Annotated in this window: 26 protein-coding genes; 12 read left to right on the top strand and 14 right to left on the bottom strand. The window is 48.1% G+C overall.

Translation table 11 applies throughout. From position 1 onward, the window contains the following. Positions 1-57: 57 nt before the first annotated feature. Complete coding sequence (gene fbp / locus DXN05_RS10530; RefSeq protein ID WP_245975179.1) at positions 58-1,065, bottom strand: class 1 fructose-bisphosphatase; 1,008 nt, start codon at positions 1,063-1,065, stop codon at positions 58-60. 8 nt (positions 1,066-1,073) lie between these two features. After that, complete coding sequence (locus tag DXN05_RS10525; protein ID WP_147313888.1) at positions 1,074-1,265, bottom strand: hypothetical protein; 192 nt, start codon at positions 1,263-1,265, stop codon at positions 1,074-1,076. Between the two features lie 80 nt (positions 1,266-1,345). On the opposite strand from DXN05_RS10525, the gene DXN05_RS10520 reads away from it, so the two are divergent. From DXN05_RS10520 to DXN05_RS10490, 7 genes are all read left to right on the top strand, one after another. Beyond that, the gene (locus tag DXN05_RS10520) at positions 1,346-2,137 is read left to right on the top strand and encodes an ABC transporter substrate-binding protein (protein WP_116847219.1); all 792 of its coding nucleotides are present in this window, start codon (positions 1,346-1,348) and stop codon (positions 2,135-2,137) included. 90 nt (positions 2,138-2,227) lie between these two features. After that, complete coding sequence (gene fbaA / locus DXN05_RS10515; protein WP_116847218.1) at positions 2,228-3,295, top strand: class II fructose-bisphosphate aldolase; 1,068 nt, start codon at positions 2,228-2,230, stop codon at positions 3,293-3,295. Positions 3,296-3,580: 285 nt separating this feature from the next. Next, complete coding sequence (locus DXN05_RS10510) at positions 3,581-4,636, top strand: class I fructose-bisphosphate aldolase (RefSeq protein WP_116847217.1); 1,056 nt, start codon at positions 3,581-3,583, stop codon at positions 4,634-4,636. Between the two features lie 290 nt (positions 4,637-4,926). Further along, a complete protein-coding gene (gene accD, locus DXN05_RS10505) occupies positions 4,927-5,865 on the top strand; it encodes an acetyl-CoA carboxylase, carboxyltransferase subunit beta (RefSeq protein ID WP_116847216.1) in 939 nt (312 codons plus the stop codon). Between the two features lie 66 nt (positions 5,866-5,931). Continuing rightward, on the top strand, positions 5,932-6,372 hold the full coding sequence (gene smpB, locus DXN05_RS10500) for an SsrA-binding protein (protein ID WP_116847215.1): 441 nt from the start codon (positions 5,932-5,934) through the stop codon (positions 6,370-6,372). Positions 6,373-6,419: 47 nt separating this feature from the next. Further along, a complete protein-coding gene (locus DXN05_RS10495; RefSeq protein WP_116847214.1) occupies positions 6,420-7,346 on the top strand; it encodes a hypothetical protein in 927 nt (308 codons plus the stop codon). Between the two features lie 171 nt (positions 7,347-7,517). Then, positions 7,518-9,644, top strand: coding sequence for a hypothetical protein (locus DXN05_RS10490; protein ID WP_116847213.1), 2,127 nt, complete (start codon positions 7,518-7,520; stop codon positions 9,642-9,644). 184 nt (positions 9,645-9,828) lie between these two features. Here DXN05_RS10490 and DXN05_RS10485 read toward each other — a convergent pair whose 3' ends face one another. The 9 genes from DXN05_RS10485 to DXN05_RS10445 all read right to left on the bottom strand — a co-directional run bounded on the left by DXN05_RS10485 (position 9,829) and on the right by DXN05_RS10445 (position 19,493). Next, positions 9,829-10,392, bottom strand: a complete 564-nt coding sequence (locus DXN05_RS10485) for a pentapeptide repeat-containing protein (protein ID WP_116847212.1) — start codon at positions 10,390-10,392, stop codon at positions 9,829-9,831. Positions 10,393-10,469: 77 nt separating this feature from the next. Next, positions 10,470-10,973, bottom strand: coding sequence for a tetratricopeptide repeat protein (locus tag DXN05_RS10480; RefSeq protein ID WP_116847211.1), 504 nt, complete (start codon positions 10,971-10,973; stop codon positions 10,470-10,472). 79 nt (positions 10,974-11,052) lie between these two features. After that, complete coding sequence (locus DXN05_RS10475; RefSeq protein WP_116847210.1) at positions 11,053-11,874, bottom strand: OmpA family protein; 822 nt, start codon at positions 11,872-11,874, stop codon at positions 11,053-11,055. A 280-nt stretch (positions 11,875-12,154) separates the two neighbouring features. Beyond that, complete coding sequence (locus tag DXN05_RS10470) at positions 12,155-14,674, bottom strand: DNA gyrase/topoisomerase IV subunit A (protein WP_116847562.1); 2,520 nt, start codon at positions 14,672-14,674, stop codon at positions 12,155-12,157. Positions 14,675-14,782: 108 nt separating this feature from the next. Then, positions 14,783-15,166 carry a polysaccharide biosynthesis C-terminal domain-containing protein gene (locus DXN05_RS10465; protein WP_116847209.1) on the bottom strand — a complete coding sequence of 128 codons (384 nt, stop codon included), beginning with the start codon at positions 15,164-15,166 and terminating at the stop codon, positions 14,783-14,785. A 313-nt stretch (positions 15,167-15,479) separates the two neighbouring features. Continuing rightward, positions 15,480-15,872, bottom strand: coding sequence for an SMU1112c/YaeR family gloxylase I-like metalloprotein (gene gloA2, locus DXN05_RS10460; RefSeq protein WP_116847208.1), 393 nt, complete (start codon positions 15,870-15,872; stop codon positions 15,480-15,482). Between the two features lie 10 nt (positions 15,873-15,882). Continuing rightward, on the bottom strand, positions 15,883-17,007 hold the full coding sequence (locus tag DXN05_RS10455) for a DUF3658 domain-containing protein (protein WP_116847207.1): 1,125 nt from the start codon (positions 17,005-17,007) through the stop codon (positions 15,883-15,885). 36 nt (positions 17,008-17,043) lie between these two features. Beyond that, on the bottom strand, positions 17,044-17,538 hold the full coding sequence (locus DXN05_RS10450; protein ID WP_116847206.1) for a GNAT family N-acetyltransferase: 495 nt from the start codon (positions 17,536-17,538) through the stop codon (positions 17,044-17,046). 50 nt (positions 17,539-17,588) lie between these two features. Continuing rightward, a complete protein-coding gene (locus tag DXN05_RS10445; protein WP_116847205.1) occupies positions 17,589-19,493 on the bottom strand; it encodes a DNA topoisomerase IV subunit B in 1,905 nt (634 codons plus the stop codon). A gap of 225 nt (positions 19,494-19,718) precedes the next feature. Between DXN05_RS10445 and DXN05_RS10440 the strand changes: the two genes are divergently transcribed. From DXN05_RS10440 to DXN05_RS10425, 4 genes are all read left to right on the top strand, one after another. Continuing rightward, positions 19,719-20,633, top strand: a complete 915-nt coding sequence (locus DXN05_RS10440; protein WP_245975178.1) for a transglutaminase domain-containing protein — start codon at positions 19,719-19,721, stop codon at positions 20,631-20,633. A gap of 85 nt (positions 20,634-20,718) precedes the next feature. Then, positions 20,719-21,714, top strand: a complete 996-nt coding sequence (locus DXN05_RS10435; protein ID WP_245975177.1) for a type 1 glutamine amidotransferase — start codon at positions 20,719-20,721, stop codon at positions 21,712-21,714. A 185-nt stretch (positions 21,715-21,899) separates the two neighbouring features. After that, entirely contained in the window at positions 21,900-23,096 is a 1,197-nt protein-coding gene (locus DXN05_RS10430) for a hypothetical protein (RefSeq protein WP_116847203.1), read from the top strand. Positions 23,097-23,109: 13 nt separating this feature from the next. After that, entirely contained in the window at positions 23,110-24,789 is a 1,680-nt protein-coding gene (locus tag DXN05_RS10425; RefSeq protein ID WP_116847202.1) for a MutS-related protein, read from the top strand. Here the strand turns inward: DXN05_RS10425 and DXN05_RS10420 are convergent. After that, entirely contained in the window at positions 24,752-25,138 is a 387-nt protein-coding gene (locus tag DXN05_RS10420; RefSeq protein ID WP_116847201.1) for a hypothetical protein, read from the bottom strand. The two genes, DXN05_RS10425 and DXN05_RS10420, sit on opposite strands and share 38 nt — an antisense overlap. A 290-nt stretch (positions 25,139-25,428) precedes the next feature. On the opposite strand from DXN05_RS10420, the gene acpP reads away from it, so the two are divergent. Next, positions 25,429-25,668, top strand: a complete 240-nt coding sequence (gene acpP, locus DXN05_RS10415) for an acyl carrier protein (RefSeq protein ID WP_116847200.1) — start codon at positions 25,429-25,431, stop codon at positions 25,666-25,668. A 104-nt stretch (positions 25,669-25,772) separates the two neighbouring features. On the opposite strand, the gene DXN05_RS10410 is transcribed toward acpP, so the two are convergent. After that, a complete protein-coding gene (locus tag DXN05_RS10410; RefSeq protein WP_116847199.1) occupies positions 25,773-26,393 on the bottom strand; it encodes an HAD family hydrolase in 621 nt (206 codons plus the stop codon). A gap of 88 nt (positions 26,394-26,481) precedes the next feature. Continuing rightward, complete coding sequence (locus tag DXN05_RS10405) at positions 26,482-26,877, bottom strand: SRPBCC domain-containing protein (protein ID WP_116847198.1); 396 nt, start codon at positions 26,875-26,877, stop codon at positions 26,482-26,484. Between the last annotated feature and the right edge of the window lie 3 nt (positions 26,878-26,880).

The raw sequence follows: 26,880 nt of genomic DNA, 5'->3' as shown, positions 1-26,880 counted from the left end.
CACCAGTACCCAACTATTGTACCAGAATCGCCAAAATAGCTGAATGGTTCGATGGCTTTATGGCTGAAGATGCTGCTCCAGCTCCTCCATCATGTGTTTACTGCCGGTAAAAAATGGTGAACGCTGGTGCAGGTGTGTGGGTTGAATATCGAGAATACGGCGATGACCGTCTGTGGCTTTGCCGCCGGCAACTTCTGCAATAAAGGCAAAGGGATTACACTCGTACAGCAGGCGCAGTTTGCCCTCCGGTTTGGCAGTGGTGCCGGGGTACATAAAAATGCCGCCTTTAATCAAATTGCGGTGCACATCGGCCACCATGCTGCCGATATAACGTTCGGTATAGGGGCCACCGTTTGCTGCAGTTTTTTGCTGGCAGGCAAGAATGTAGTTGCGCACCGGTTCACTATACTGGAAAAAATTGCCGTGGTTGACGGAGTAGATCTTCCCGTCTTCCGGGTACTTGATATTGGGATGACTTAAACAAAATTCACCGATAGAAGGATCTAAGGTAAAGCCATTTACACCGCGGCGTGTGGCATATACCATCATGGTAGATGAGCCGTAAACAATATAGCCTGCAGCTGCCTGCCGGGTACCGCATTGCAGAAAATCGGCCTGGTTGCACGGCATGCCCGGTTCACTCACCCTGCGCAGTACACTGAAAATGGTGCCGATGGAAATGTTTACGTCGATATTGGAGCTGCCGTCCAGCGGATCGAACAATACCACGTATTTGCTTTTGTTGCTTATTTCATCATCAAACACCACAAAATCGTTTAGTTCTTCACTGCCAATACCGGCACAACTAATGCCATGGCGCAGCACACCGGTTAACTGGTTATTGGCATAGATGTCGAGCTTTTTTACATCTTCTCCCTGCACGTTCACCGCGCCTGCGTCGCCGAGTATATCAACCAGACCGGCCTTGTTTACTTCTACATTCACTCTTTTGGCTGCCAGGCCAATATCGCGCAGCAGGCTGCTGAGCTCGCCGGTGGCATGTGGAATATGGCGCAATTGACGGATGGTAAACTCATCGAGTGTAAGCACTTGTCTGTTAATCATAGGTGCAGTCATTTTATTAAAGATAGGCCGTAATTGTTCATCCCCATGTGTTGAAATGCAGCAGCAGCGCTACTTACAGCCCGCAAACCCTTTGGTGTGGCCATGCAAACGTTTTCATAAAAAATCATTTTGCACAACTCAACGCTTTTAGCAAAAACAGGCATCTCCCGCAATCCTTTGTTGGCAAGTATTTCAGCCAAACATTTGAACCATTTTCCGCTCCCACTTTCAACTTCAAACATTAAACGTTAAACCTTCAACCATCACTTAACTTGCAGCCATGATCACGCTACAAGACCAGTTGCAACGAACCATATCCTTACCGCAGGCACCCACACGCATTGTATGCCTGGTGCCATCATTAACGGCCTGGCTGCATAGCCTGGGACTGGAGGAGGAAGTAGTTGGCATCACGAAATTCTGTGTGCACCCGCAATCGTGGTTTCGCAGCAAAACCCGCATCGGCGGTACCAAAGATGTGCACGTAGAGCAGGTGCAGGCCTTGCAGCCACAGCTGATTATTGCCAGTAAGGAAGAAAACGTACAGCAGCAGGTTGAGCTATTGTACAATGTGGCCCAGGTATATGTAAGTGATGTGCATGATATGCCCTCTGCCCTGGAAGCACTGGCACATATTGGTTTGCTTACCGGCAGGCACGAACAGGCTGCGTTGTTATTGCAGCAGGTGGTAACCGGTTTCCGGCTGTTGCCTGCGGTAAAGGAACCGGTACCGGCGGCCTATCTTATCTGGCAACAACCCTATATGACCGCAGGCGGCGATACCTTTATTCATGCCATGCTGCGCCGTTGCGGGTTACACAATGTTTTCGGGGAACAGCAGCGTTACCCGCAGACAACCCTGGCACAATTGCGCGATTCGGGCTGCAGGCTGGTATTGCTTTCAACCGAACCCTACCCTTTTAAACAACAGCATGTACAGGCATTGCAGGCCGAATTGCCCGGTGTGCAGGTACAGCTGGCAGATGGCGAAATGTTCAGCTGGTATGGCAGCACCATGCTGCAGGCGCCGGACTATTTCAGGCGTTGCAGGCAGCAGTGGGCGGTTAAATAGTTGCGATGGCTGTTAACCCAAGTTGCAGTATATTGCGTTCCGTTAGGCCAATCATTTCTTATTCATATTACAAAAAAACGTTTTTACACCATGAGCAAATACAGAGCCGGTGTCCTGCACGGAAAAGAACTCGAAGCTTTATACAATGATGCAAAAGACAATCAGTTTGCTTTACCTGCAGTAAATACAATTGGAACCAATACCATTAACGCGGTACTGGAAACTGCAGCCAAGGTAAACTCCCCCGTAATTATCCAGTTTTCAAACGGCGGCGCTCAGTTTATCGCCGGTAAGGGAATGCCCAACGATCACCTGCAGGCCAATATCGCCGGTGCTATCTCTGGTGCACTGCACATTCACAACGTTGCCAAATACTATGGCGTTCCTGTAGTACTGCATACTGACCATGCTGCCAAAAAATGGCTGCCCTGGATCAGCGGTCTGCTCGATGCCGGTGAACAATATTTTAAAGAAAAAGGTCAGCCCCTGTTCAGCTCACACATGCTCGACCTGAGCGAGGAGCCCATCGAAGAAAACATCCATACTTCAGTTGAATTCTTCAAACGCATGCAGCCCCTGGGCATGAGCATCGAAATTGAACTGGGTGTTACCGGTGGTGAAGAAGACGGTGTTGACAACAGCGGCGTTGAAAACCACAAGTTGTATACACAGCCAGAAGACGTAGCTTATTCTTATACCGAATTAAGCAAAGTGGGCAACCTGTTCACCGTAGCAGCAGCCTTTGGTAACGTACACGGTGTGTACAGCCCCGGTAATGTAGAACTGCGTCCTGAAATACTGCACAACAGCCAGGTGTACATTGAGCAGAAATTAGGCACAGGCCCCAAACCTGTTTACTATGTATTCCACGGCGGCAGCGGCTCACCGCAACACCAGATCCGCGAAGCCATCAGCTACGGTGCCATCAAAATGAACATCGATACCGATATGCAGTGGGCTTTCTGGGAAGGCATTCTCGAGAACTACAAAAAGAACGAAGCATACCTGCAGGGCCAGCTCGGCAACCCCGAAGGCCCCAACAAACCCAACAAAAAGCACTACGACCCGCGCGTATGGCTGCGTAAGGGTGAAGAATCGTTCATCAAACGCCTCGAACAATCTTTCGAAGATCTCAACTGTATCAACAGGAACAAATAATAAAAAAGCGACCCGGAGGTCGCTTTTTTAATGGCTTTATGGTGCTATGGTTTTATGGCTGGAAATCTGCACCTCCTGACGCCGTTGCCGGTGTCCTCACCGGCAACACCCCCTGCAACAAACAACGCGTCGGTGAGGACACCTCGCGGGCATGCGTGGCTATTCGCTGGTGGCTCACCGGCGCTCCCGCAACATTCACGTTCCCGCCAACTGTTTCCCGCATTCCGGCACAACCATTACTGTATCTCATTGTTAGTGCAACATCAATGAATCAAAAGAACAGTTATGGCAACATCAACCATTACCGAATTATTAGGCGACAAAGCAGCCTACCTGCTTGAACACAAACCCGCAATCGACAAAAACACGCTGCACCTGCCCTCCCCGCATCACCTGGATGATATCTGGTTAAACAGCAACCGCAACAACCAAACCATCCGCAGCCTGCAAACGCTGCTCAACCACGGTCGCCTCGGCGGCACCGGTTACTGCAGCATTTTCCCGGTTGACCAGGGTATTGAACACAGTGCCGGCTCTGCCTTTGCGCCCAATCCTATTTATTTTGATCCTGAGAACATTGTAAAACTGGCCATAGAGGGCGGTTGTAACGGTGTGGCCAGCACGTTTGGCGTACTGGGTATTATGAGCCGTAAATACGCGCACAAAATCCCCTTCATTGTAAAGATCAACCACAACGAATTCTTCAGCCTGCCCAACCGGTACGATCAAACCCTGTTCGGTACCGTAAAAAGCGCCTGGAACATGGGTGCCCTGGCAGTTGGCGCCACCGTTTACTGGGGCAGCGCAGAAAGCACCCGCCAGCTGAAAGAGATTTCAGAGGCTTTTGAATATGCACACGAGCTGGGCATGGCCACTATTCTGTGGTGTTATACCCGCAATGCCGGCTTTAAAGTGAATGGCGTGGATTACCATACAGCGGCAGATTTTACCGGCCAGGCCAACCACCTGGGCGTAACCATACAGGCAGATATCATCAAGCAGAAACTGCCCACCAACAATGGTGGCTACCTGGCCACCAAACATGGCAAAACCTCGCCCCTGGTGTACGAAAAGCTCACTACCGACCACCCGGTTGATCTGACCCGTTACCAGGTGCTCAATTGCTACAGCGGTCGTGTAGGCATGATTAACTCAGGCGGCGAAAGCAAGGGCGAGAGCGACCTGAAAGACGCCGTGTATACTGCCGTGGTAAATAAACTGGCCGGCGGCATGGGCCTTATCCTGGGCCGCAAAGCCTTCCAGCGCCCCTTCAACGAAGGCCTCCAGATGCTGGAAAAGATCCAGGATGTATACCTTGACCAGGAAATCCAGGCCTTGTAACAATTAAACCATCGATCCCTCAACCCATCTGTGTGAATATAACATCCGGTTAACAGCGTTTTATCCACGTCAAACGTTGTAATGTCAATTTCACTAACTTCGGCCTCCCCTTAACCACCGGAAATATCGGTTTTTGTGGTTAAAAAGGGCGCAAAATATTGGTTTAATTAACTAAATACCAGTTATTTGCGCTTCCTTAAATGAAAAATCTGCCTGCTGTACCGTTTACCCGGGAAGGCCACTTGTTGGTATCCTGGCCGTGCAACAGGCATTAAAAACGTCATTGAAAGATGAAAAACGAAGAGGATTTAGAAGCAAATCTTGCGGGTGATGGTCAGCCAGCCAGTGAAGAACCAACATCGGTTGAATCTTCAGAAGCAAGGGAAAGATGGTTTCAGCGCCTGCGCAAGGGCATTCTTACTTCTACCGCCGATAAAAAGGAAACTCCTGAAGGGCTGTGGAGCAAGTGCCCGGAGTGTAACTACATCTGCACCACTACCGAGCTGAAAGAAAATCTGTTTGTTTGCCCGAAATGTAATTACCACCATCGCATTGGCAGTATCGACTATTTCGATATCATTTTCGATAACAAGGAATACAGCATACATTTCGACAATATCCGCAGTAAGGACTTCCTGGGCTTTACCGATCTCAAATCGTACCAGAAAAGGCTCGATGAAATTCATGCAAAAACTACCCTGAAAGACAGTATGCGCGTTGCAACCGGCAACGTAAACGGCAATGGACTGGTAGTGGCTGCCATGGACTTTGAATTTATCGGTGGGTCACTGGGCAGCGTAATGGGTGAGAAATTTGCCCGCGCCGTTGACTATTGTATTGAACACAAACTGCCGTACCTGGTTATTTCAAAAAGCGGTGGCGCCCGTATGATGGAAAGTGCTTTCAGCCTGATGCAGATGGCCAAAACCAGCGGTAAACTGTCGCAGCTGAGTGATGCAGGACTGCCGTTTATATCACTGCTTACCGACCCTACCTTTGGTGGTATCTCGGCCAGCTTTGGTATGCTGGGCGACCTCAACATTGCTGAACCCGGCGCGCTGATTGGGTTTGCAGGCCCGCGTGTAATTAAAGAAACCATCAAAAAAGACCTGCCGCCTGGCTTCCAGCGCAGCGAGTTTTTGCTGGATCATGGTTTCCTTGATTTTATCGTTGACCGCAAAATACTCAGGGATAAACTCACGCAGATTATTACTTTATTTAAAGGATAATCAGCTGTTGTGAATAATGTATTTTTGTCGTCCCGCTGTTAACAGGCGGGACATTTTTTATTAGGTATGGCAAAGGAAATGAACAACAGGCAAGCCTATTACAATTACTACATAGAAGACAAATATGTAGCAGGCATTGTATTGTTGGGAACAGAAGTAAAATCGATACGGGAAGGCAAGGTAAGTTTCAACGACAGCTTTTGCCTGTTTGATAAGGGTGAGTTATGGGTGCGCGCCCTGTACATTGCAGAGTACAAAATGGGCACTACCAATAACCATATTGCGGTGCACGACCGCAAGTTGTTGCTAACGGCACGCGAGCTGAAAAGGCTTGAAGCCAAAATGAAAGAAAAAGGTTACACCATTATTCCGCTGCGGGTTTTCATGAACGAGAAAAACCTGGTTAAAGTGGAAATAGGTTTGGGTCGTGGCAAGAAAACACACGATAAACGCGAAACCATTAAGAAAAGAGATACCGAAAGGGAACTCAAAGCTTATATTAAATAAATTGTAGCACGATTCTTGAAAACATACGCAACAAACTAGCCTCCCTCATGAACAACGTATCCAGGTTATTGGGTTTAATCCTGTTATTTGTGTGCTCTTATGAAATAGCCGGGGCACAGTCTGTTAAAGGCAAATGGTACGGCGCCGGCAACGTAGACGGTTCCAATAGTTCCAACAACTACCTCTTCGAATTTATCCTTGACCAGAAAGGAAGTGTGGTAACAGGTGAACTCAATTACTACTTCCGTAACGGTTACTTCAGCAATAAAATAAAAGGCACCTACAACGCCACAAGCAGAAAACTCCACATCCAGTTTATCCCCATCATGTTTTACCAAACCGTGAACACCGCGCTGGGCGTGGATTGTAAAATGGAAGGAGATTTTATATTGAAAGTATCCCGCGCAGAAACCACGCTGCAGGGCAGCTTTACAGCCGATGATTTTTATAAGAACACCGCCCCTCCCATCAATATCAAGTTTACCAAACTGCTGAAAGAGGTGCCGTTTAAAACCATCGTGGAAGAAGAAATTGCCAAACAGGATTCTGTTAACCTGAAGCCCATTGAATCGCCCGTGGCCAAGCTGCAGCGCGAAGCAACCCTGCAGCTGAACATGCGTACCAAAGACCTGGTAAAAGAACTGGATGTAACAGAAGATTCTGTTCGCATTGACTTGTACGACAACGGCGACTTTGACCATGATTCGGTAAGTATTTTCTACAATAATGCGCTGGTTGAATACAAAAAAGAACTCGACACACGCAAACCCATTACGTTTAAAGTACATGTAGATGATATTGCCACCAACAACGACCTGGTGATGTTTGCCGAGAACCTGGGCCTTATTCCACCGAATTCAGCACTCATGATTATCACCGACAAAAACCACCGTTACGAGGTAAACCTCACTTCCAATTACCAGAAAAATGCAGCGGTACGGCTGAAGAAAACAGCGCCGCCGCAGAAAAAATGATACATGCGAAAGTGCGCTCCATCCGGGCGCACTTTTTTTTACCTTAGCCATTCCATCCGTAAAACCAGCTGTTATAGTCCTGCCCGCATGAAGCCCGTTGCTGTAACGTACTGCCATCCGGCATACCTATTGTTATAGTAAAATTCTTTACTTTTAATATATTTCACGCTCATGCGCACAGCCCGATATTTGTTGCCAGGCATTACTACTGTATTACTGCTGACCGTTAACCTTGCAAAAGCACAACAACCGGTGCAGGAAGCCATTGACCGGTCGCAGAAGCAGATTGCCACTTTAATTGCATTTGAAAAAGGCTCCAGCAGCCAGGTAAATGCTGCGATCACCACCCGTATCGATTCCCTTCAAACCGCCATACCGCACAACAGCGCCATTGATGCCGATAACCAGCAGAAATACCTGGCCGGCCTGCACGATGTGTTAAACGCCTTTATCGCCGATTATACTGCCCGGCACATTACCGGTTTCCAGTTTGCCGACCTGCTTAATGCCTATAGCGACGCCATGCAGGCGAATATAGCCGGTGAAAGCATTGCGCCGGTGATTGCCGCACACCAGCTGGAACCGGGCAATATCGTGCTCCGCAATGCCGTATTTGCGGCCAACAGCGGCATCGCCGATTCGAAGGGGATACTGGCATTGAAAGAAATCAGCAAATTCCCCGGTCATACGTTACAGTTGCTCAACAAAAATCCCAACCTGCCCGGGGCAGACAGCCTGCTGGTGATTGCCGCCCACGAAGACCCGGACGTGTTTTATAACTACGCCGCTGCCACCAATGCCATTGGCCAGCGCATCAAAAAAATTGATGACCCGCTGGTACAGCTGATGGTGAAAATGGCTGCGCAGAAAACCGGACGCCAGTACTTCCCTTTCCTGGATGATTTGTACAGGAACAAACAAACCTTTGCGCAAATCACCAAGGCCATGCAGGATAAGGTGAAGTATTATAAACTGCTGGTAAAAACACAAATTGCCTATGCCGCGCGTATGGCTGTTAAAGACACGCCCCTGGTGGCCGCCACGCTTACTGCCAAACTGCAGCAAACCGGCCGCGACGAGTTCCTGAATACCATCAACGGACTGCACGAATCACCCGATGGCGTACGTTTCCGCAAGCTGGAACAATTAACGCCACAGGAGCTTTATTATCTCGCCGTTTTACAGGAAGAGGAAATCTATACTTCCAGTTATACGCATGGCGTATACCCCATGATCTTCCGCAAAATGAAAAAGCCGCGCGGCGATACCCTGCTGATGCAGGTGCATTTTGATCACTTTAAGAAGTGGATCAAGATGGCCGCCAACTTTAATACGCTCAACGATTTTCTTAAACGCATGGAGCCTGATCATGCCCGCCTGCTGATGAAGGCGTTTGTAAAAGGCCTGGATAAAACCAATAACCTCGAAGATGCGGTGGATGTGGCCAACTCCTACGCCAGCATTACCGACAGCAGCCTGCGTGCACTGGTACTGCAGCAGGTGCAGGAAAACCTGCACCAGGCAGAACAGGGCAACAAACCCAGGATGAAGTATATCTACAGTATCCTGAATACCTTATTCCTCTCCATAGACCCGGCCAATAAAGTGGACTTAACCGCCACGCTGAACATTCCGCCTGTATACAGCATGCCCAATAACAACCTGCACGACAGCGCCGGCCGCATTATTGTGCAGCAGTTTTTTTATGGTGATGCAGACGGCAAGGCCGGCTATGTGGATTTTGTACAGTCGTTCACCAACAACAACTGGGAGCAGCAGGCCACCAGCAACTGGATTGCCTTTAGTTCCAAAAAAGGCACACCACTCACGATTTACGCCAACAAACCGCGCGATGAAGAAAAGAACCTGGATGCCGATGCGCAGAACGACCTGGTGCAATACCTCAAATACAATCACCTGAAACCATCTGTAGTAATACACCGCGGCCACAGTTACTACTTAAACAGCACTATTGAACAGCTGGCGCCTTCCGCCAAACTCATTATGCTGGGCAGCTGCGGCGCTTACCAGAGCCTGAATAAAGTGTTGAACATTTGTCCGCAGGCGCAGATCATCGCTTCCAAACAAACCGGCACCATGAAGGTAAACCAGCCCATGATCGATGTTATCATCAACGATCTGCGGGAAGGCAAAGACCTGGAATGGCCGCAGATATGGAAAGGACTAAGCAAACAATTCAAAGGCAACGAGCTCTTCGACGACTATGTGCCTCCTTACAAAAACCTGGGCGCCGTGTTTATTATTGCATACCAAAAGGCATCGGGCAGTAAGACATAGTGAGTGGTGAGTGGTCAGTTTGACCTAAGCGAGTACCAATTTCGAGAATCGAGACATCGACACGTCGAGATTATCTTAGCGAGTATTACCGCGAGGTGTCCTCACCGACGCGTTGCCTGTTGCACAGGTATGTGTTGCCGGTGGGACACCGGCAACGGCACTCAACCATTCAACCATCAATCCCTCATTTCACTACAATATCATACTTTGCCAGTAACCCGGCGAGGTTGTATAGTGAGAATTTGGCTTTCTTGATTTTATTGGCTTCAGGATCGAGCGAGAGGTTTTGGGCGTTGGAAAAATCAGCTGATTGCAGGTTGTTGCGGTCGAATACCGTTGCCTGCAGATCGCATTGGTTAAACTGGGCACCGGACAAATCGCATTGTACGAAATGCGCCTGTTTGATGGAGCAGTCTGTGAACTTCGCCTTCTTCATGTTCTTCTCAAAGAAATACGCATAGTCCAGCAGGCAGCTGTTGAAATGCACCTCAAACCGGAAGCTGTTGCAGTTGCCGAAATTGATGCCGTTGAGCTTGCAGTTGGTAAAGGTAACAGTGGCAAACATGGTATGATCAACCGGCAGCATCTGCAGGTTGCAGCGGTCAAACGTGCAGTCAGAAAAGGCTGCGCCGGTAAAATCGTTACCGGTGAAATCAATCCCGTTAAAGCGGCATTGTTCAAACACCACCTGTTTCATCGGCTTGCCCTTATAAGCTTCCCTGTCAAATGTCTGGTCGTAGTATTCCATAAAAAAACTCGCAAAGAATGCAAAGATGCATTTTTTAGCGAGTTGTGTAAAGGTTATTATCGGTAAGACTTGCTATGTTATGCCAGCACTTCCTGCTTGCGTTTACAGCGGTCTATCGAGGCTTTGTAGGCTTCGAGATTGGTATCGCTTAACGTGTAGCGGATGGCTTTTTTAAAGTGGTCGGTCGCCATGCCGTAATCGCCCAGCATTTCGAACATAATACCAAATTCATTGTAAATGGAGGGCCTGTCAATTCCCGGCACATCAAGGGCCCGCATCAGCAGTGCTTCCAGCTCGTCCCATTTCCCCATGCCCGATAAAATCATGGCCAGGTTCAGGTAAACCGGTGTGTATTCCGGTTCGTGCTCCATGCATTTCTTATAAAACGATTCTGCCTTTTTGAAATCACGGTATTTGGTTTCGTACAACCATCCCAGGTGGTTATATGCCTTGCCGTATTCGGGCGCCTCGGCTAATATCGCCTCCAGCGTTTGCATAGCGTCTGCATAGCGCTGGTCTTTGATATTCTGATCGGCCTCATAAAAAAGCTCGTCCAGTCTTATTTTGTCGTAAAATTCCATGGGGGTTTAGGGTTTACGTTTGAAGATAAGATATTTCAACAATGCCTGCAAAGTAAAACGGGCAGTTTTTTAGCACGATTTAATTGCCCAGCAATTTATACAGTTCATCCAGTTTGGGTGACAGGATAATCTCCGTACGCCTGTTTTTAGCACGGCCATCGGGGGTGCTGTTGGGCATAATGGGATCGTACTGGCTGTGACCGGAAGCTATAACCCTTACCGGGTCTACCTTGTACTCGTTGACCAGTATACGCACAATTGAGCTGGCGCGGGCGGTACTGAGGGCCCAGTTGTCTTCAAACTTTGTGCGGATGGGAATAGAATCGGTATGGCCTTCGATATTAACGGTGATATCTGGGTTCACGTTAAGCACCACAGCCAGTTTGCTGAGCGCCTGTTTGCCCTTTTCGTTTACCTGCGCGCTACCTGAAGGGAACAGCAGGTTTTCGGAAAGGCTCACGTATACTTTACCGTTTTTGGTAGATACGGTTAATTCATTGCTGTTAAACCCAACCAGGGCATCGGCCATTTTCTTTTTGAGTTCGGCCGCTTTTTCTTTCTGCTGATCAATGAGTGATTGCAGCTGCTGCAGTTTGCGCTGCTGGTCTGCCACCTGCGCCTGGGTATTGCGCAGCTGTTTGCCTTTGCTGTCTGCATCGTTTGAAATGGCAGTCAGCTTGTCCTGCAGGTTACCGTTCTGGCCATTCAGGTTAGCATTCTGCTCTTTCAGATCTGCTACATTTTTCTCTAAAGTGCTGATGCGATTGGCCATCATGGCGCTGTCGCTTTTAAGCGTGCGCAGGGCAATCTGCGAATCGATGAATTTTTTCTTGGCAACGCAGCTGCTTAAAGCCACCAAGCAGCCCGCCAGTATGCACAAGGGAAGTGTAATTCTTTTCATATTGAGGGTTTTTGAAAGGGTTAAAAGGCGAAAATTCAGGGCCACAATTTAAATACAAAGTGCAAACACCAAACACTGCGAGGCATTATTTCTCGCGGAAATCGCAGAAAACGCAAAACAAGCTATCAGCCGGTACCTATTGGCTGATAGCTTGTTTGAAGCAGCTTCCCCAATCATGAGCGGCTGTGAGGGCACAGCCGCGGGCGATTTAAGGAGACAGCCTCGCTTAGATCATCTCGACGTGTCGATGTCCCGATTCCCGACGGCTTTCAGATTCACGCTAAAACAGTTCCGGCTTGGAAGGGTCAGCCTTCTTGGTTTCCCATTCCATGCTCGTGCTCTTAGAGTAATCGGCCAGTTTGTTGCCGGCGGCCTTCCATCCCATTACTTCCACGAAATTCGTGATCTTGATTTTTTGTGTATGCTGCTGTGCGCCGCGGCCAACACTTAGTAACAGTACCGGTGTTTGCGCGGTTGTAACCGCTTCGAGCCAGTTTCCTACTCCTTCTTTAATGAAATAGTACTTGGTATTGAGCGTGGTGGTTTCAATTTTGAAACGTTTTACGCTGAACTGCAATTTCTCCTGGTCAAGGTAAATGGCCGTGATAATTTTCTCAGGGTCAAATTTCTCGATCAGCAATACCTTGTCTGCATCAAAGCGCTGGGTTAATTCGGTATCGGTTACTTTATAGCTGCCGTCACCAAACATGGCCAGTATTTTTTCATCGGCTGCAAAGCTGCCGATAAACAGGCCTTTCTCTTCAGTATTCAAACGGCCGATGGTGTCATCAAACCACAGCTTGCGGTTGGCCAGGGTTGATTTACCGGCTTCTTTCAGTTTAACACTGCGAATAGGGTACTTGGTTACCTGGTTGCCCTGCGAGGTACGGCCTTTAATATCGAGTTCTTCAAAATAAAAGTCCAGCTCTTTTACACGCGCCGAACAGTTCGGACTTAACACAATGCGCACTACTTCGGCCTCACCATTGGCATTGGCGGTAAAGTAATGCACTTTCGATTTGGCATCACCGCCCTTGGTTAAATCGTATTCCTTATCGCGGGTAATACCGGTTACATTAAAACGTTTGGCATAGCTGGTGCCCGTTGCGCCGTCAACATAAATCATGTTGTAAGTCATGCGCTCATCGTTTTTCTGGAACACAGCCACATGAATAATGTCTTTCCCGATAAACACCTTATCGGCCACACGCACAATCTTCATAATACCACGGCGGGTAAACACAATAATATCATCCAGGTCAGAACATTCGGTGAGCAGCTCATCTTTCTTCAAACCGGTACCCACAAAGCCTTCTGCCCTGTTTACATACAGTTTGGTATTGGCAATGGCAACGTGTTTTGCCTGGATGGTATCAAACAGTTTGATCTCTGTTTTACGTTCCCTGCCCTTGCCGTATTTCTTCAGCAGGTTTTCAAAATAGGCAATCGCAAAATCGTTCAGGAATTCGAGATCATGTTTCACCTGTTTGATTTCTGCTTCCAGCCCTTTGATCTGCGTATTCAGCTCGTTGATATCGAGTTTGTAAATACGGCGTACCGGTTTCTCAGTCAGCTTCAGAATATCTTCACGCGTAATAGCGCGTTTCAGTTTTTTCTTGAAAGGTTCAAACGCCTTATCGATCGCAACAATCACTTTCTCCCAGGTTTCATGACCTTTTTCCAGCTCCTTGTAAATCTTTTCTTCGAAGAAGATCTTTTCAAGCGAGGTGTAGTGCCATTTTTCCTGCAGCTCGGCGAGTTTGATTTCCAGCTCACGTTTCAGCAAATCCTTGGTGCTTTCGGTTGCCAGGCGCAGCAGTTCGTGAACGCTCATGAACTGCGGTTTATTGTTCACGATAACACAGGCATTCGGTGAAATGCTTATTTCACAGTCTGTAAATGCGTACAAAGCATCAATAGTAATATCAGGAGAAATATTCGGCGCCAGCTCTACCAGGATTTCGACTTCCTTGGCAGTTTCATCAGTTACCTTTTTAATCTTGATTTTACCCTGGTCGTTTGCCTTAACAATCGATTCCATCAGCGAAGCTGTGGTAATGCCGTAAGGCACGCTGCGGATGACGAGTGTTTTCTTGTCCAGCTCTTCAATAATGGCGCGCACGCGCACTTTGCCGCCGCGTTTGCCTTCATTGTAGTTGGTGGCATCGATCATGCCGCCGGTGATAAAATCGGGCAGCAGTTCAAACTTTTTGCCACGCAGGTATTTGATGGATGCTTCACACAGCTCACAGAAATTGTGCGGCAATATCTTGGTGCTTAAACCCACGGCAATACCATCGGCTCCCTGTGCCAGCAGCAGCGGAAACTTCATGGGCAGTGTTACAGGCTCCTGTTTACGGCCATCGTAACTGGTTTGCCAGTCGGTTGTTTTGGGGTTGAATGCTACTTCCAGTGCAAACTTCGAGAGGCGTGCCTCAATATAACGCGGTGCCGCAGCATCATCACCGGTACGCACATCACCCCAGTTACCCTGTGTTTCAATCAGCAGTTCCTTCTGGCCCATGTTTACCAGCGCATCGCCGATAGAAGCATCGCCATGCGGGTGGTATTGCATACTCTGACCAATTATATTGGCCACTTTATTAAAACGGCCGTCGTCCATTTCCTTCATCGCATGAAGAATACGGCGCTGCACGGGTTTTAAACCATCTTCCAGTGCCGGTACTGCCCTTTCGAGAATTACATACGAAGCGTAGTCGAGAAACCAGGTTTTATACTGTCCCCCCACGCCTGATTCGTTGTCGAATACATTGATCTTCTGATCGTCGTTTGTAGCCATGCTGTATCTGTTATCTTTCTTTTGCGTGTGCCTGTAAGATGCAGAAAATGCTACTTTCCACGGCAACGCATACCTGAATTTAAATTACATGCTTGCTTTATAACTTATTCAATATAAAGCATTTCCTTCCATATTGAAGGTATCTCCCCGGCCATCTTTCAGGCTATTCAGTTCCAGCACTGCAATATCGGTTTGTGCCACTACTTCGTGCCAGGCCAGGGGTTGTATTTCTATAATGGCAGGTGCCGTTGCCGTACAACTGCCGGTTGCTTTGGTTTCAATATGCAGCCAGTTAATGACTGCGGTTCCACTCATCAGCACCAGCCGTTCCGGGTTCTTGTGCGGTGAACGCCCTGTATGGTAATGCCTGCCGCTTACACTCCCGGCCACCCGGTAAGTCACCATCAGCTGCCCTGTACGGTCGTTGTCAAACACATGCGTGGTACCGCGTGCATCTGCGCCTATCTCTGTTACCGGTGTTACTGAAACCATGTTTTATTGTTTTGTGTCCAAAGGGCAATGTGGGATTTACTGTTTAAAAGTTTAAAGGTTTGATGTTTAACGTTGCACTTTGTGTGTTCAAGGGGTTTCATTGTTCAAAAGAAGTTCAAGAGGTTTCATTGTTCCAATGTTCCATTTATCGCTTCACACCAGGCAAATTGAACTTTTGAACCGGGTGCTTCCCCGCTGAAGTATCCTCATCCAATGTTCCATTCACCCCTTCACATCAATCAAATTGAACTTTTGAACTTTTGAACTTTTGAACCCAACGCACCGAAAGGCAACCAACGTTAAACGTTAAACGTCAAACCTCATACAACTCCAGCGGCTGGCCATTGGGGTCGTCGAAGAAGGTGAACTTTTTGCCCGTGAGTTCGTCAATGCGAACGTCCTGTACATTGGCCACTCCCTGGCTGCGCAGCCATTCAATACCCGCTGCCACATCGCTTACTTCAAACGCCAGGTGGCGCAATCCCTTGCTTTCAGGATATGAACCGCGTTCCCTGAAATCGGGGAACGAGAACAACTCTATCTGGTATTTGCCTGCAATGGCCAGGTCAAGTTTGTACGAGTTCCTGGCTTCACGGTAGGTTTCGGCGATGATGTCAAAACCGAGTATCTCAGTATAAAAACGTTTGCTTTCCTCGTACCTGTCTGTGATAATGGCTACATGATGTATGCCTTTGATGTTTAACATAGGAATGTGTTTATGCTGTTTGATCTGTTGCTGTTTCTTCCGTACCTGCTGCAGCAGCGGCTTCGGCAGCCATGCCTGCAGGCCGTACCACGATCTCTTTCCAGCCCTTGGCCCAGTCACCCGTAATATCGAGCTTACCTGCTTCGGCCAGCTGGCGGATGCGCCACACCAGGAATACATCACCTGTTTTAGCTTTCATTTTAGAGAGCGTATTGCTAACTATTTTGTTGAGCTTGCCGCCTTCCTTGCCTGCTGCCTGCAGTATATCCTGGTCGAAAAACGCGGCGTCTTTGCTTACTATCTTTTTACCGCCTTCCAGTATGCGCACCATGGCGTTTTCACGGCACAGTTTGCGCCATTCATCCGGGTCAACTTCAAACTCGCTGAGGGTGATCTGGCGTGCAAGGCGTTTGGCTTTCAGGAATTCTTTAGGCTGAATTTCGTACAGGTTGGCCGGGTAAAAAATGCCGCCTTTTTCGTTGATGAAAGGCAGGTTGTTCATATACAATACCTGTATTTTACCCTGGTATTCGGCCAGCTGGCTCATTAACCAGTAATAGCCGCACACATCGTGCTGGTTCTGCCCCATCCATATCCATAATTCTGCCGGACCATCATCTTCTATCACCACGGCAGCAGGTGCTTCTTCTACCGTGGGTTGTTCGGCCACTGCTTCGGCTATTGTTGTTTCACCGGCTGCTGCATCAACAGGAACTACTGATGCTTCTGCAATGATGCTTTCGTCAGCATTTTCAACACTTTCTTCTGTTGTCTCTCCCGGTGCGGCAGTCTGGTTGCCTTCGTTCACAATTTTCCCTGCCGATTGCTGTGGTGTTTCCTTATCAGGCGTTTTGCCAAAAGTAGCGGTTCTGTCGCCCTTCAGGTATTTCACCAGGTTAAACACCGTCCATTTATCGTCTACCATATCCTGCTGCGCAGTATACGGCGAAAACTGCAGGGCCTCCTGCCAGAATGCCTTGCGCAGCTGAAAGCCCTCGGGCTGGTAAATATTTTCGATGGGGCCAACTGCATAATCGTCTTTTATCTGCACCACACGGCCGGCCAGTTTGGGATCGAGCGCGATGGCCTTTTCCAGCACGGCAACATCGGCTTCCTGGAAAACAATGTGAATCATAGTCAAATCATTTTAAGTACGCTCCGTCGCAGCGTTTTACTGAATCTTTTTACCCATAATCACCAGGCTGCGATGAATGCCATCGAGCACCGCAATACCGTGCATTACCGCCCAGCGTTGAAACCCTGCTTTTTCAAACAGGTTGATGCTGGGTATATTGTGTTCAAATATAAAACCGAGTAAATTTTCAATTCCCAGTTCCAGGCTTTTTTCTATTGCCTGTTGCAATACCAGTTTACCAAACCCTTTGCCTCGCACCGCTTCATCCAGGTAAATACTTACTTCAGCAGTAATGCGGTAAGCCGGGCGACCGTAAAAATCCTGCAGGCTGGCCCAGCCGATGCGCTGGCCATCGGCTTCTACCACCCACAACGGGCGGCTGTCATCATGCTCATGAAACCAGGGTAGTTTGCTTTCTACAGAAACCGGTTCCATATCGGCAGTAACCATACGGCCGGCAATGATTGAATTATATACTTCCGTAATCCAGGGCAGGTCGTCAATTGCTGCCGTTATAAAATTCAGTTGCATGATATTGTGGTGGTAACTTTAAACTTCAAACCATTAAACTTTAAACGTTTTTACTTCGCCAAAGCGACTTCTTCTACCAGGTCGAGTTCTATTTTCAGGTTGTTGATAATAAACTCCTGCCTGTCCATGGTGTTTTTGCCCATGTAATACTCCAGCAGGTTTTGAATATGATCGCCCTGTTCCAGTATTACCGGTTGCAAACGCATGTCTTCACTGATGAAACGCTCAAACTCTTCCGGTGAAATTTCACCCAGCCCTTTAAAACGCGTGATCTCGGGTTTATTGCCCAGCTTTTTAATGGCTGCCTGTTTCTCAGTTTCGTCGTAGCAGTAAATCGTTTCCTGTTTATTACGCACGCGGAACAGCGGTGTTTCCAGGATGTACACATGCCCTTTCTTCACCAGGTCGGGGAAGAATTGCAGGAAGAAGGTCATCAGCAGCAGGCGGATGTGCATGCCATCCACGTCGGCATCGGTGGCAATCACCACTTTGTTATAACGCAGCCCTTCCAGTCCGTCTTCAATATTCAATGCGTGCTGCAGCAGGTTAAACTCTTCATTCTCGTACACCACTTTCTTGGTAAGACCAAAGCTGTTCAACGGCTTACCGCGCAAACTGAATACAGCCTGTGTTTCTACCTTGCGGGCCTTGGTAATAGAGCCGCTGGCGCTGTCACCTTCGGTAATAAAAATGGTGGTTTCTTTCTGCCTGGCCAGTATGGATTCCTTGTCCTTTCCTGTAGGCTCATCATTGTAATGAAAACGGCAGTCGCGCAGTTTCTTGTTGTGCAGGTTGGCTTTTTTGGCGCGTTCATTGGCCAGTTTGCGGATACCGCTCAGCTCCTTGCGTTCTTTCTCACTCTGCTCAATGCGTTTTTTCAGCGCCTCGGCAGTCTGCGGGTTGCGGTGCAGGAAGTTATCCAGCTCCCTGGCAAAGAAATCGCCTACAAAGTTCTTCATGCTCGGGCCGCCTTCAAACACATACTGGCTGCCCAGTTTGGTTTTGGTCTGGCTTTCAAACACCGGTTCCTGCACGCGTACCGATACGGCAGCCACAATACTCTGGCGAATATCAGCTGCATCATAATCTTTCTTGTAAAACTCGCGGATGGTTTTTACAAACGCCTCGCGGAATGCCTGCTGATGTGTACCACCCTGTGTAGTGTACTGGCCGTTTACAAACGAGAAAATATCTTCACCGTAGTCGTTATTATGGGTAAACGCTACTTCAATATCTGTTCCTTTTAAATGAACGATGGGATAACGCAGTTCATCTTCATTACTCTTGCGTTTCAGCAGGTCGAGCAGGCCGTTTTTGCTCACATATTTCTTCCCGTTAAAGCTGATCACCAGGCCTGCGTTGAGGTAACAATAGTTCCACAGCTGGTTATCGAGGTATTCGTGAATAAAATGGAAGTTGCGGAATACCGAATCATCGGGTATAAAGCTTACCTCGGTACCATTGGGTTCGTCGGTTTTCACTTCCTTGTGCTCCTGCTTCAGCACACCTTTTTCAAATTCGGCGAGTTTCATTTTACCATCGCGCACACTCTGCACCTTAAAATACTGGCTGAGGGCGTTCACGGCCTTGGTACCCACACCGTTCAAACCAACGCTTTTCTGGAAAGCCTTGCTGTCGTACTTGGCGCCGGTGTTAATTTTACTCACCACATCCACCACCTTACCCAGGGGAATGCCGCGACCATAGTCACGCACGGTAACGGTTTTGTTTTCAATGGAAATATCCACCTGCTTGCCATACCCCATGGTATGTTCATCAATACAGTTGTCGAGTACTTCTTTTACCAGTACGTAAATGCCATCATCAGGGGCAGAACCATCACCCAGCTTACCGATATACATACCGGGACGCAGGCGGATGTGTTCGCGCCAGTCGAGACTTCTGATACTGTCTTCCGTATAGGCTGCCTCTTGCTTCAATTTTTCTTCGGCCATAGTTCGTTATTCGTTCTGATTGATAATTCCTGCTAAAATCGGGAGATTCTGTTAACCTTTTAACACAACTAACTTTTTTAGCAAAAATATTTCATGCTGCAAATGTACTAAAATACAAATAAGCGCAAAGCGGCAGGACTTTTGCGTGGTTGTGAATAAAAAATTAACCTGTTAAAAGTTGCCTACATCAGCTGATTTAAACCTGAGGAATTTAGTTTTACACCGATGACACAGCACTTAGAAAGAAAACATATGCCTGTAACCAGGGAAATACTGGTGCAGATTATGGCCGTTATCACCATTATTCCGCTGGCGCCCTTTATTTGCCGGTTTATTCCCCCTGTGATGATTGCCGGGTGGAATGTAGACCTCATTATCGCCATACTGATTGCTATTGTCATTGTACGTGCCATCATGTGGCTGGTGCGCCCTCTTATTATCGCCGCCTTTTTGATTATACTCGGCGTGTTAATCTACAACCAGGCCACCAATAATTATAGCTTCGCCAATATTATCAACGATTATAAAACCATTGCCTACCAGAACTGGCTGATACGGGAGAAAAAACAACCTGATGTGCTAAGCATTAACCCGCACCTGTTTGAAAACACACTGGACAAAACCACCCGCCTCATACGCACCAAAGTAAATTACCAGGATTCGGTGGTACGCAATTTCTCCATCCAGCATTCGCTTGAATCGTTTGATGATTACCAGGGTAAATTTAACATGCTCACGCGCTACCTCTCCCTTTTTAAATACATCAACACGCATTTCAGGTATGTGCCTGATGCGCAGCGCGACGAATATTTTGCCAGTGCCCGCGAAACCATTTTAAACGGGCTCGGCGGCGACTGTGATGATCACAGCATTCTCATGGCCTCCTGCCTCATGTCAATCGGCGCCCGATGCAGGCTGGTGATTGTGCAGGGCCATATGTATCCCGAACTGTACGCAGGCAATGAACAACAATACGAATTGCTGTCGCAGGCCATTATTCAGTTATTCCAGAAAGAACGAATCGGCCGCATTTACTACCACGAACACAACAATGAATACTGGATAAACCTCGACTACACCGCCAGCTATCCCGGCGGCCCCTACATGAACGACCGGGTGAAGCAGGTCATAGAGCTGTAGAACGCCAGCTGCAAGCTACGAGCTGCAAGCTTTCTCTGGTGTTTGTTGGGTATCTCTCGCGGATAACGCGAAAAACACAGAATTTTTGAGCGAAGAACTTAGTCAGATTCAATATGCAGAAGCAAAGCCATGGCTTTGCGCTTTTAGCTCAGACTGCCGGTTTGCAGTATCTGCCGGATTTAAATTCCCGCTGTTTCACTCACCACTCACTACTCACCACTCACCAATTATCGCTTACCTTTGCCGCATGACCACTGTGCGCATCGCCATACTTGATTTGTACGCCGGGCAGGCCAATGAGGGCATGCGCTGCATCCGTGCCATCATTAGCCAATGGGCACAGGATAAGGGCATCGCAGCCGTTTGTACCGAGTTTGAAGTACGCGACAAACAGGAATTGCCGGGTCTGGATTTTGACATATACATCTCCTCCGGCGGACCGGGCTCTCCCCTCGAAAGTGAAGGCAGCACCTGGGAACGCAGGTATTTCGACTGGATTAAAACCATCGATACCTGGAACGAAACCACCAGCGAAGCACCCAAACCGGTACTCTTTATCTGCCACAGCTTTCAGCTTGCCTGCAGGTATTACGGCATAGCCACGGTTTGTAAACGCAAATCCACCGCATTCGGCATATTCCCCATACACCTGCTCGAGGCCGGTGAACAGGAACCGTTGTTTAACAACATGAGCAACCCGCTGTACGCCGTAGACAGCCGCGATTTCCAGGTAATACAGCCCAATGAAACCGTGCTCGCAAAACTACATGCCAGGGTACTGGCCATTGAAAAGGAACGCCCGCATGTACCCTACGAAAGGGCAGTAATGGCAGTACGCTTTACTGAACACAATATCGGCACCCAATTTCACCCCGAGGCAGATGCAGCAGGCATGAGCCGCTACCTGCTGCGCGAAGACCGCAAACAAATGGTGATTGCCAATTACGGTGAAGCCAAATGGCAAAGCATGATCGACCAGCTCAACGATCCCGATAAAATCAGTTATACCCACCACCATGTGCTGCCCAATTTCCTGGAGATGGCGTTCGCTGCTACCCAACGGCTACCCGTCCTTTCCTGATCTGATCATGGGCATCTGATAGTTGAATTATGAGCGAAAATTACTTCCCAACAAACGTTTCTCTATCATTTTATGCGTTCCGGCGACATATTTTACTGAAAAAGCATGTTTTTTAAAATCGTCGCATCATTTTTGTTGAACATTTTGCCTATTTTCAGTATACATACACACACGAGAAGACTAACATGATTCCCCGATTCCGGCAGTTGTTCAATGCGCATTTTTCAGAAGAGAAATACCATGATTACCTGCATGCATTACATTATCCGTATCCTGGTGCCATCGAATTCCGCGTGGCCGAAACGCCTGTGTTTATTAACCAGTCATTCAGGAATAAAATGCTTTCCGCCTGCGAAAGCATCATCGATTTTATTGTAAGTCCCGATTTCAAAACCATTACCGAACGCGCTATTCCCGATAACCTGCGGGTACCGGGTGAAAATGCCCATCCCCATTTTATTGCTTTTGATTTTGGTATCTGCACCAACGAAAAAGGCGAAACAGAACCGCAGCTGGTAGAAATGCAGGGCTTTCCTTCGCTGTTCGCCTTCCAGGCATTGATGAGCCGTATGGCGGCAGACAGTTTTGATTTACCCCGCAACCTTTCGGCGTACCTGAACGGGTATAATGAAATTACCTACCTGCAACTGCTGCGCGATATTATTACCAACGGTTTTAACCACGAAAACGTGATACTGCTGGAGCTGCATCCGCACGAGCAGAAAACCAGGATCGATTTTTACCTCACCCGTCAATACCTGGGCATAGAACCTGTTTGCATTACAGAACTGGTGAAAGAAGACAGGCAGCTGTACTACTATAAAGATGGCCGCAAAATTCACATAAAACGCATTTACAACCGCCTCATATTTGATGAGCTGCTGCAGCAGCCGGCTGCTGTGCAGGAACATGCACAAATACTCTTCAGCGAGCTGGATGTGGAATGGGTAACGCACCCCAACTGGTTTTACCGCATCAGCAAGTTTACGCTGCCGTTTATTAAGCACCCTTATGTGCCCGAAACTTTTTTCCTCGATACACTCAGCAGCCTGCCTGCTAACCTTAACGACTACGTACTGAAACCGCTGTTCTCCTTTGCAGGCAATGGCGTGGTGATAGATGTAACAGCAGCAGACATCCGTGCAGTACAAGACCCACAGAACTGGATACTGCAGCGCAAAGTGCAGTATGCTGAAATTATCAAGACCCCGAATGAACCTTCGAAGGCAGAGATACGCCTGTTCTATTTCTGGAAAGATGGTGCGGCAAGACCAGTGGCAACACAGAACCTGGCGCGACTGAGCAAGGGCAAAATGATTGGTACCCGTTACAACCAGAACAAAGACTGGGTAGGCGGAAGCCTGGCCTTTTTTGAAAACTGATCCAATATAAACGATGAACCCAAACTACTGGCTGCTTGCAACCATCTGTTGCCCTGTACTCGTATTGCTTATTGTGAAGCGTAATGAAGCCAAACGCCGCAGACTGCTGCGGCAATTGCGCAAACAATGGGGCAAACCCGTTGAAAACACACGCGATTTTGCATGGATTGGTTATTACAGCAGCCTGGTAAACGCACCCGGCCGCGTAAGCAACCAGCTGATCAACGATCTTGACCTGCACGAACTGTTTCACTACCTGGACCGCACGCAAAGCAAACCCGGACAACAATACCTGTATCACCGCCTGCTGCACCCTGTTGCCGACCTGCAGGAACTGCAGGCCTTTGACGACTTGTGCGAACATTTTTTGCATGTAGTGCAAAACCGCGAAAAAGCACAGCTGCTGCTTACTACCTTAAGCAGCCATGAAGCCTATTACATCAGCACGCTTCTGGAAGCAAACGGGTTCGCTGAACCGGCCTGGGCCAAATGGCTGCCGGTAAACCAGTGCCTGGTAATTGTGTTGCTGCTTGCATCCCTACAATATCCCTTTTTGCTGATTTGGAGTATCATCCCCTTCACCATAAACATGCTGCTGCACTTGTGGACACGCTTTAAAGCAGGCCGCTACATACATGCCATTAACCAGCTGAATACCCTTATTACAGTAACAGATGAGCTGGGCAAAGCAGGCATTCCCATGCAGCATTGGCCTATTAGCCAGGAGCTGCAGGCATTACAGCGTTTCCGCAAAAAATCGGCATGGCTGCATCGCGGTACAGTAAACAGCGATTTGAATACTGTACTATTTTTAGCGATAGATGCGGTAAAGGCCTTGTTTTTGATAGAAACCAGCACATTTATCAGCTGCATGCGCTTTATCCGCAACAACAGGCAAAGCATCAGCTGTTTAATGGCATGGACAGGCCGTGCAGATGCAGCCCTCTCTTTTGCATCCCTGAAAACAGGACATCACGACTGGTGCAAACCCTTCCTGGTACCAGGTGAAAAAAGAATGATTGCCTACGATATGTATCACCCGCTCATTAACGGATGCGTGCGCAATTCCATTGAAATAAATGGCAAAGGCTTGCTGGTAACGGGTTCCAACATGTCGGGCAAAACTACGTTTATCCGCACACTGGCCATCAATACCCTGCTGGCGCAAACCTTTTATACCTGTTTCGCACGTTATTTCCAGCTGCCTTTTGTGCAGGTGCACAGCTCTATCCGCGTGAGTGATGATTTACTGAGTGGCAAAAGTTATTTCCTGGAAGAAGTGCACCTGATCGGTGAATTTATTGCCGCAGCGGGAAATGGTGAGCAGCACCTGTTTGTGCTGGATGAAGTATTTAAAGGCACCAACACTGCAGAACGTATTGCAGCCGGCAAGGCCATACTCTCGCGTCTCAATAACAGCAACAGCATGGTAGTGGTTTCTACGCACGATACAGAGCTGGCGCGTTTGTTAAAAGAGGAATACAACCTGTATCATTTTGAAGAGATCATTCGTGATAACCAGCTGGTATTTGATCATGTATTAAAAACCGGGCCGCTTACCCGCAGCAATGCCATCCGCTTACTGCAGCTGAACGGCTACCCCGAAAGCGTGGTGCAGGAAGCACAGCAAATAACAGACAAACTGAAAACAGATCTTATTCGGGCAAATTCACTTTCGGGAATAACGCCATAAACTGCACGCCTACGGCCAGAAACAACAGGAGAAAAATACCGGGCTTTTTTTCAGGGCAGTCACCCGCATAACAGGCCGTTACAATGAGGTAATTGCGAATGCTCCATGCTACATTAACCGCGGCAATGAACACATTCGTGCGCTTGGCCCATACTTTGGGCACCAGGAAAAAGAAGATGGCGCATATACACAGGATGATATTGAGCATACCCGGCCTGCCATAACCGGTACCCACCGCACTAACGCCCGAAATAGTAATATCACGGCCGGGAATAAACGTCCAGGGCATGTAACATACTGCGATTAAAGCGATGGCCAGTACAATACCTATCTGCTGCGAATATTTCATTGTGTTAAAGCTTTTGCACCTCGAAAACGGCGAAGTTAACATTTAATGCCGGGTGAAGCCACTGAAACACAAGGAAATTTACCGGGCGCTATTTATTCCGTAACTTCAACTACCCCCGCCAGGCTGTGGAAACTGTTCACCACAACACCCCTGCCCTGCAGCGATTGCAACGGCGCCGGCCAACAGGCACAGGTTTTGAACACTTACGGTTGATTGCTTCCCATATTGAAAAGAACCGCGCCATGCGTGGAACAAAACAACAGATGCGTTAACCGAAAAACCGATGAGCCATGCAACAAGCAATCAGTAAAATCAATACCGTACTGGTAGAAAAACTGGGGCTGGAAGAACAACAGCTGAAACCCGAAGCCTCATTCGACAATGACCTCGGTGTTGATTCCCTCGACGTATGGGAGCTGTTCCAGGAACTGGAAAGAACCTTCAACATCGACATCCCCGACGAAGACGCCGAAAAATTAACAACACTGGGTGCTGTATATAGTTATGTGCAGGAATCGTGTGAGAACTAAAAACCCGCAGGGCCTTTAGCCCTGCGGGTTTTAATTTGAAAATTTGAAAGTGTGCAAATGCGGCTCAACTGCCAGCTTACTCACTACTGACTACTCACAACTCACTATAACGTCAGCCCGAACTTTTCCAGCTTCACCAGCGTATCTTCATAAGCGCTGTGTACAATGCCATTGAGGCCCAGGCCTTCGGCTACGGATACAAACATGGCCCTGTCTTCAATATACACCACCTGGCTGGCAGGCACCTGTGCAATATCCAGTGCAATTTTAAAAATATCAGCATCCGGCTTGCGGAAATGCACAAAACAGGAAGAAATAAAGAAGTCTACAAACTTATTAATGCCGAAATGGGCAATGCGGTATTCATTGAGTTCGCGGCCTTCATTGTTAACGATGGCTATTTTGAGTTTGTATTTTTCTTTGAGTTTCGGGATCAGTGCCAGCATATCGCTGTAGGGTGCTGATTGTGCGTAGATGAAATCGGTGAACTGCTCCCGGGAGAACGGCCTTGGCTCGTAAAACACAATACGGTTCAGGTATTCGTCGAGCGTGAGTTTCCCCTCTTCATAGGTATCGAAGGTAAGATGGTGTCTTTCTTCGAGCTCGGCCGGTTCCAGGTTAAACGTGCTGGCAGCCAGTTTTCTTGCTCCCCTGTCCCATCCATTCGTCAGTAAAACGCCCCCGATGTCGAGGAAAAGCGTTGTAATCTTCTGTTCTTGTTTCATACTTCGAATTTAAGTAAAATCTTACCGGCTGTCAATACAAGGTTTTGTACATATGCACGAAACTGTTGCCCATACAGTAACCGGGGCCTTATTCTCCCTCTTCTTCATAAAACTCTTCCAGTGCGGCGAAATAGCTGTGATCCCAGCCCTCAGTAATGTCTTCGTAAGCGCTGTCGGGTATATTTGTATGGCGTACTTCCACCGAGGTGCCCTTTTTGTGCGGGTGCAGTAAAATGGTAACGATAGATTCGGCAGCGTCGTCTTCCCCCTCAAAATACCACTGCTGTACAATTTTACGGCCTTCTTCAAAAGCAATGTTGCGGCCTACAATGCTATCTTCCCAAAGCGAAAATTCCGATCCCGGCTCTGTGCTCATCACAGCTGGCTCACCAGTCCACAGCTGAATGGTAGCAGGGTTGGTCAGCGCCGTATACACTTCCTCGGGCGGTACAGGAAGGATGTAGTATTTTTTAAAGTCTTTCATTAC

Origin of the sequence: Deminuibacter soli (assembly GCF_003412455.1) — a bacterium.
Lineage (GTDB): Bacteria > Bacteroidota > Bacteroidia > Chitinophagales > Chitinophagaceae > Deminuibacter > Deminuibacter soli.
Note: the sequence above shows the minus strand (reverse complement) of the source record. Positions and strands in the feature narration are given on the sequence as shown.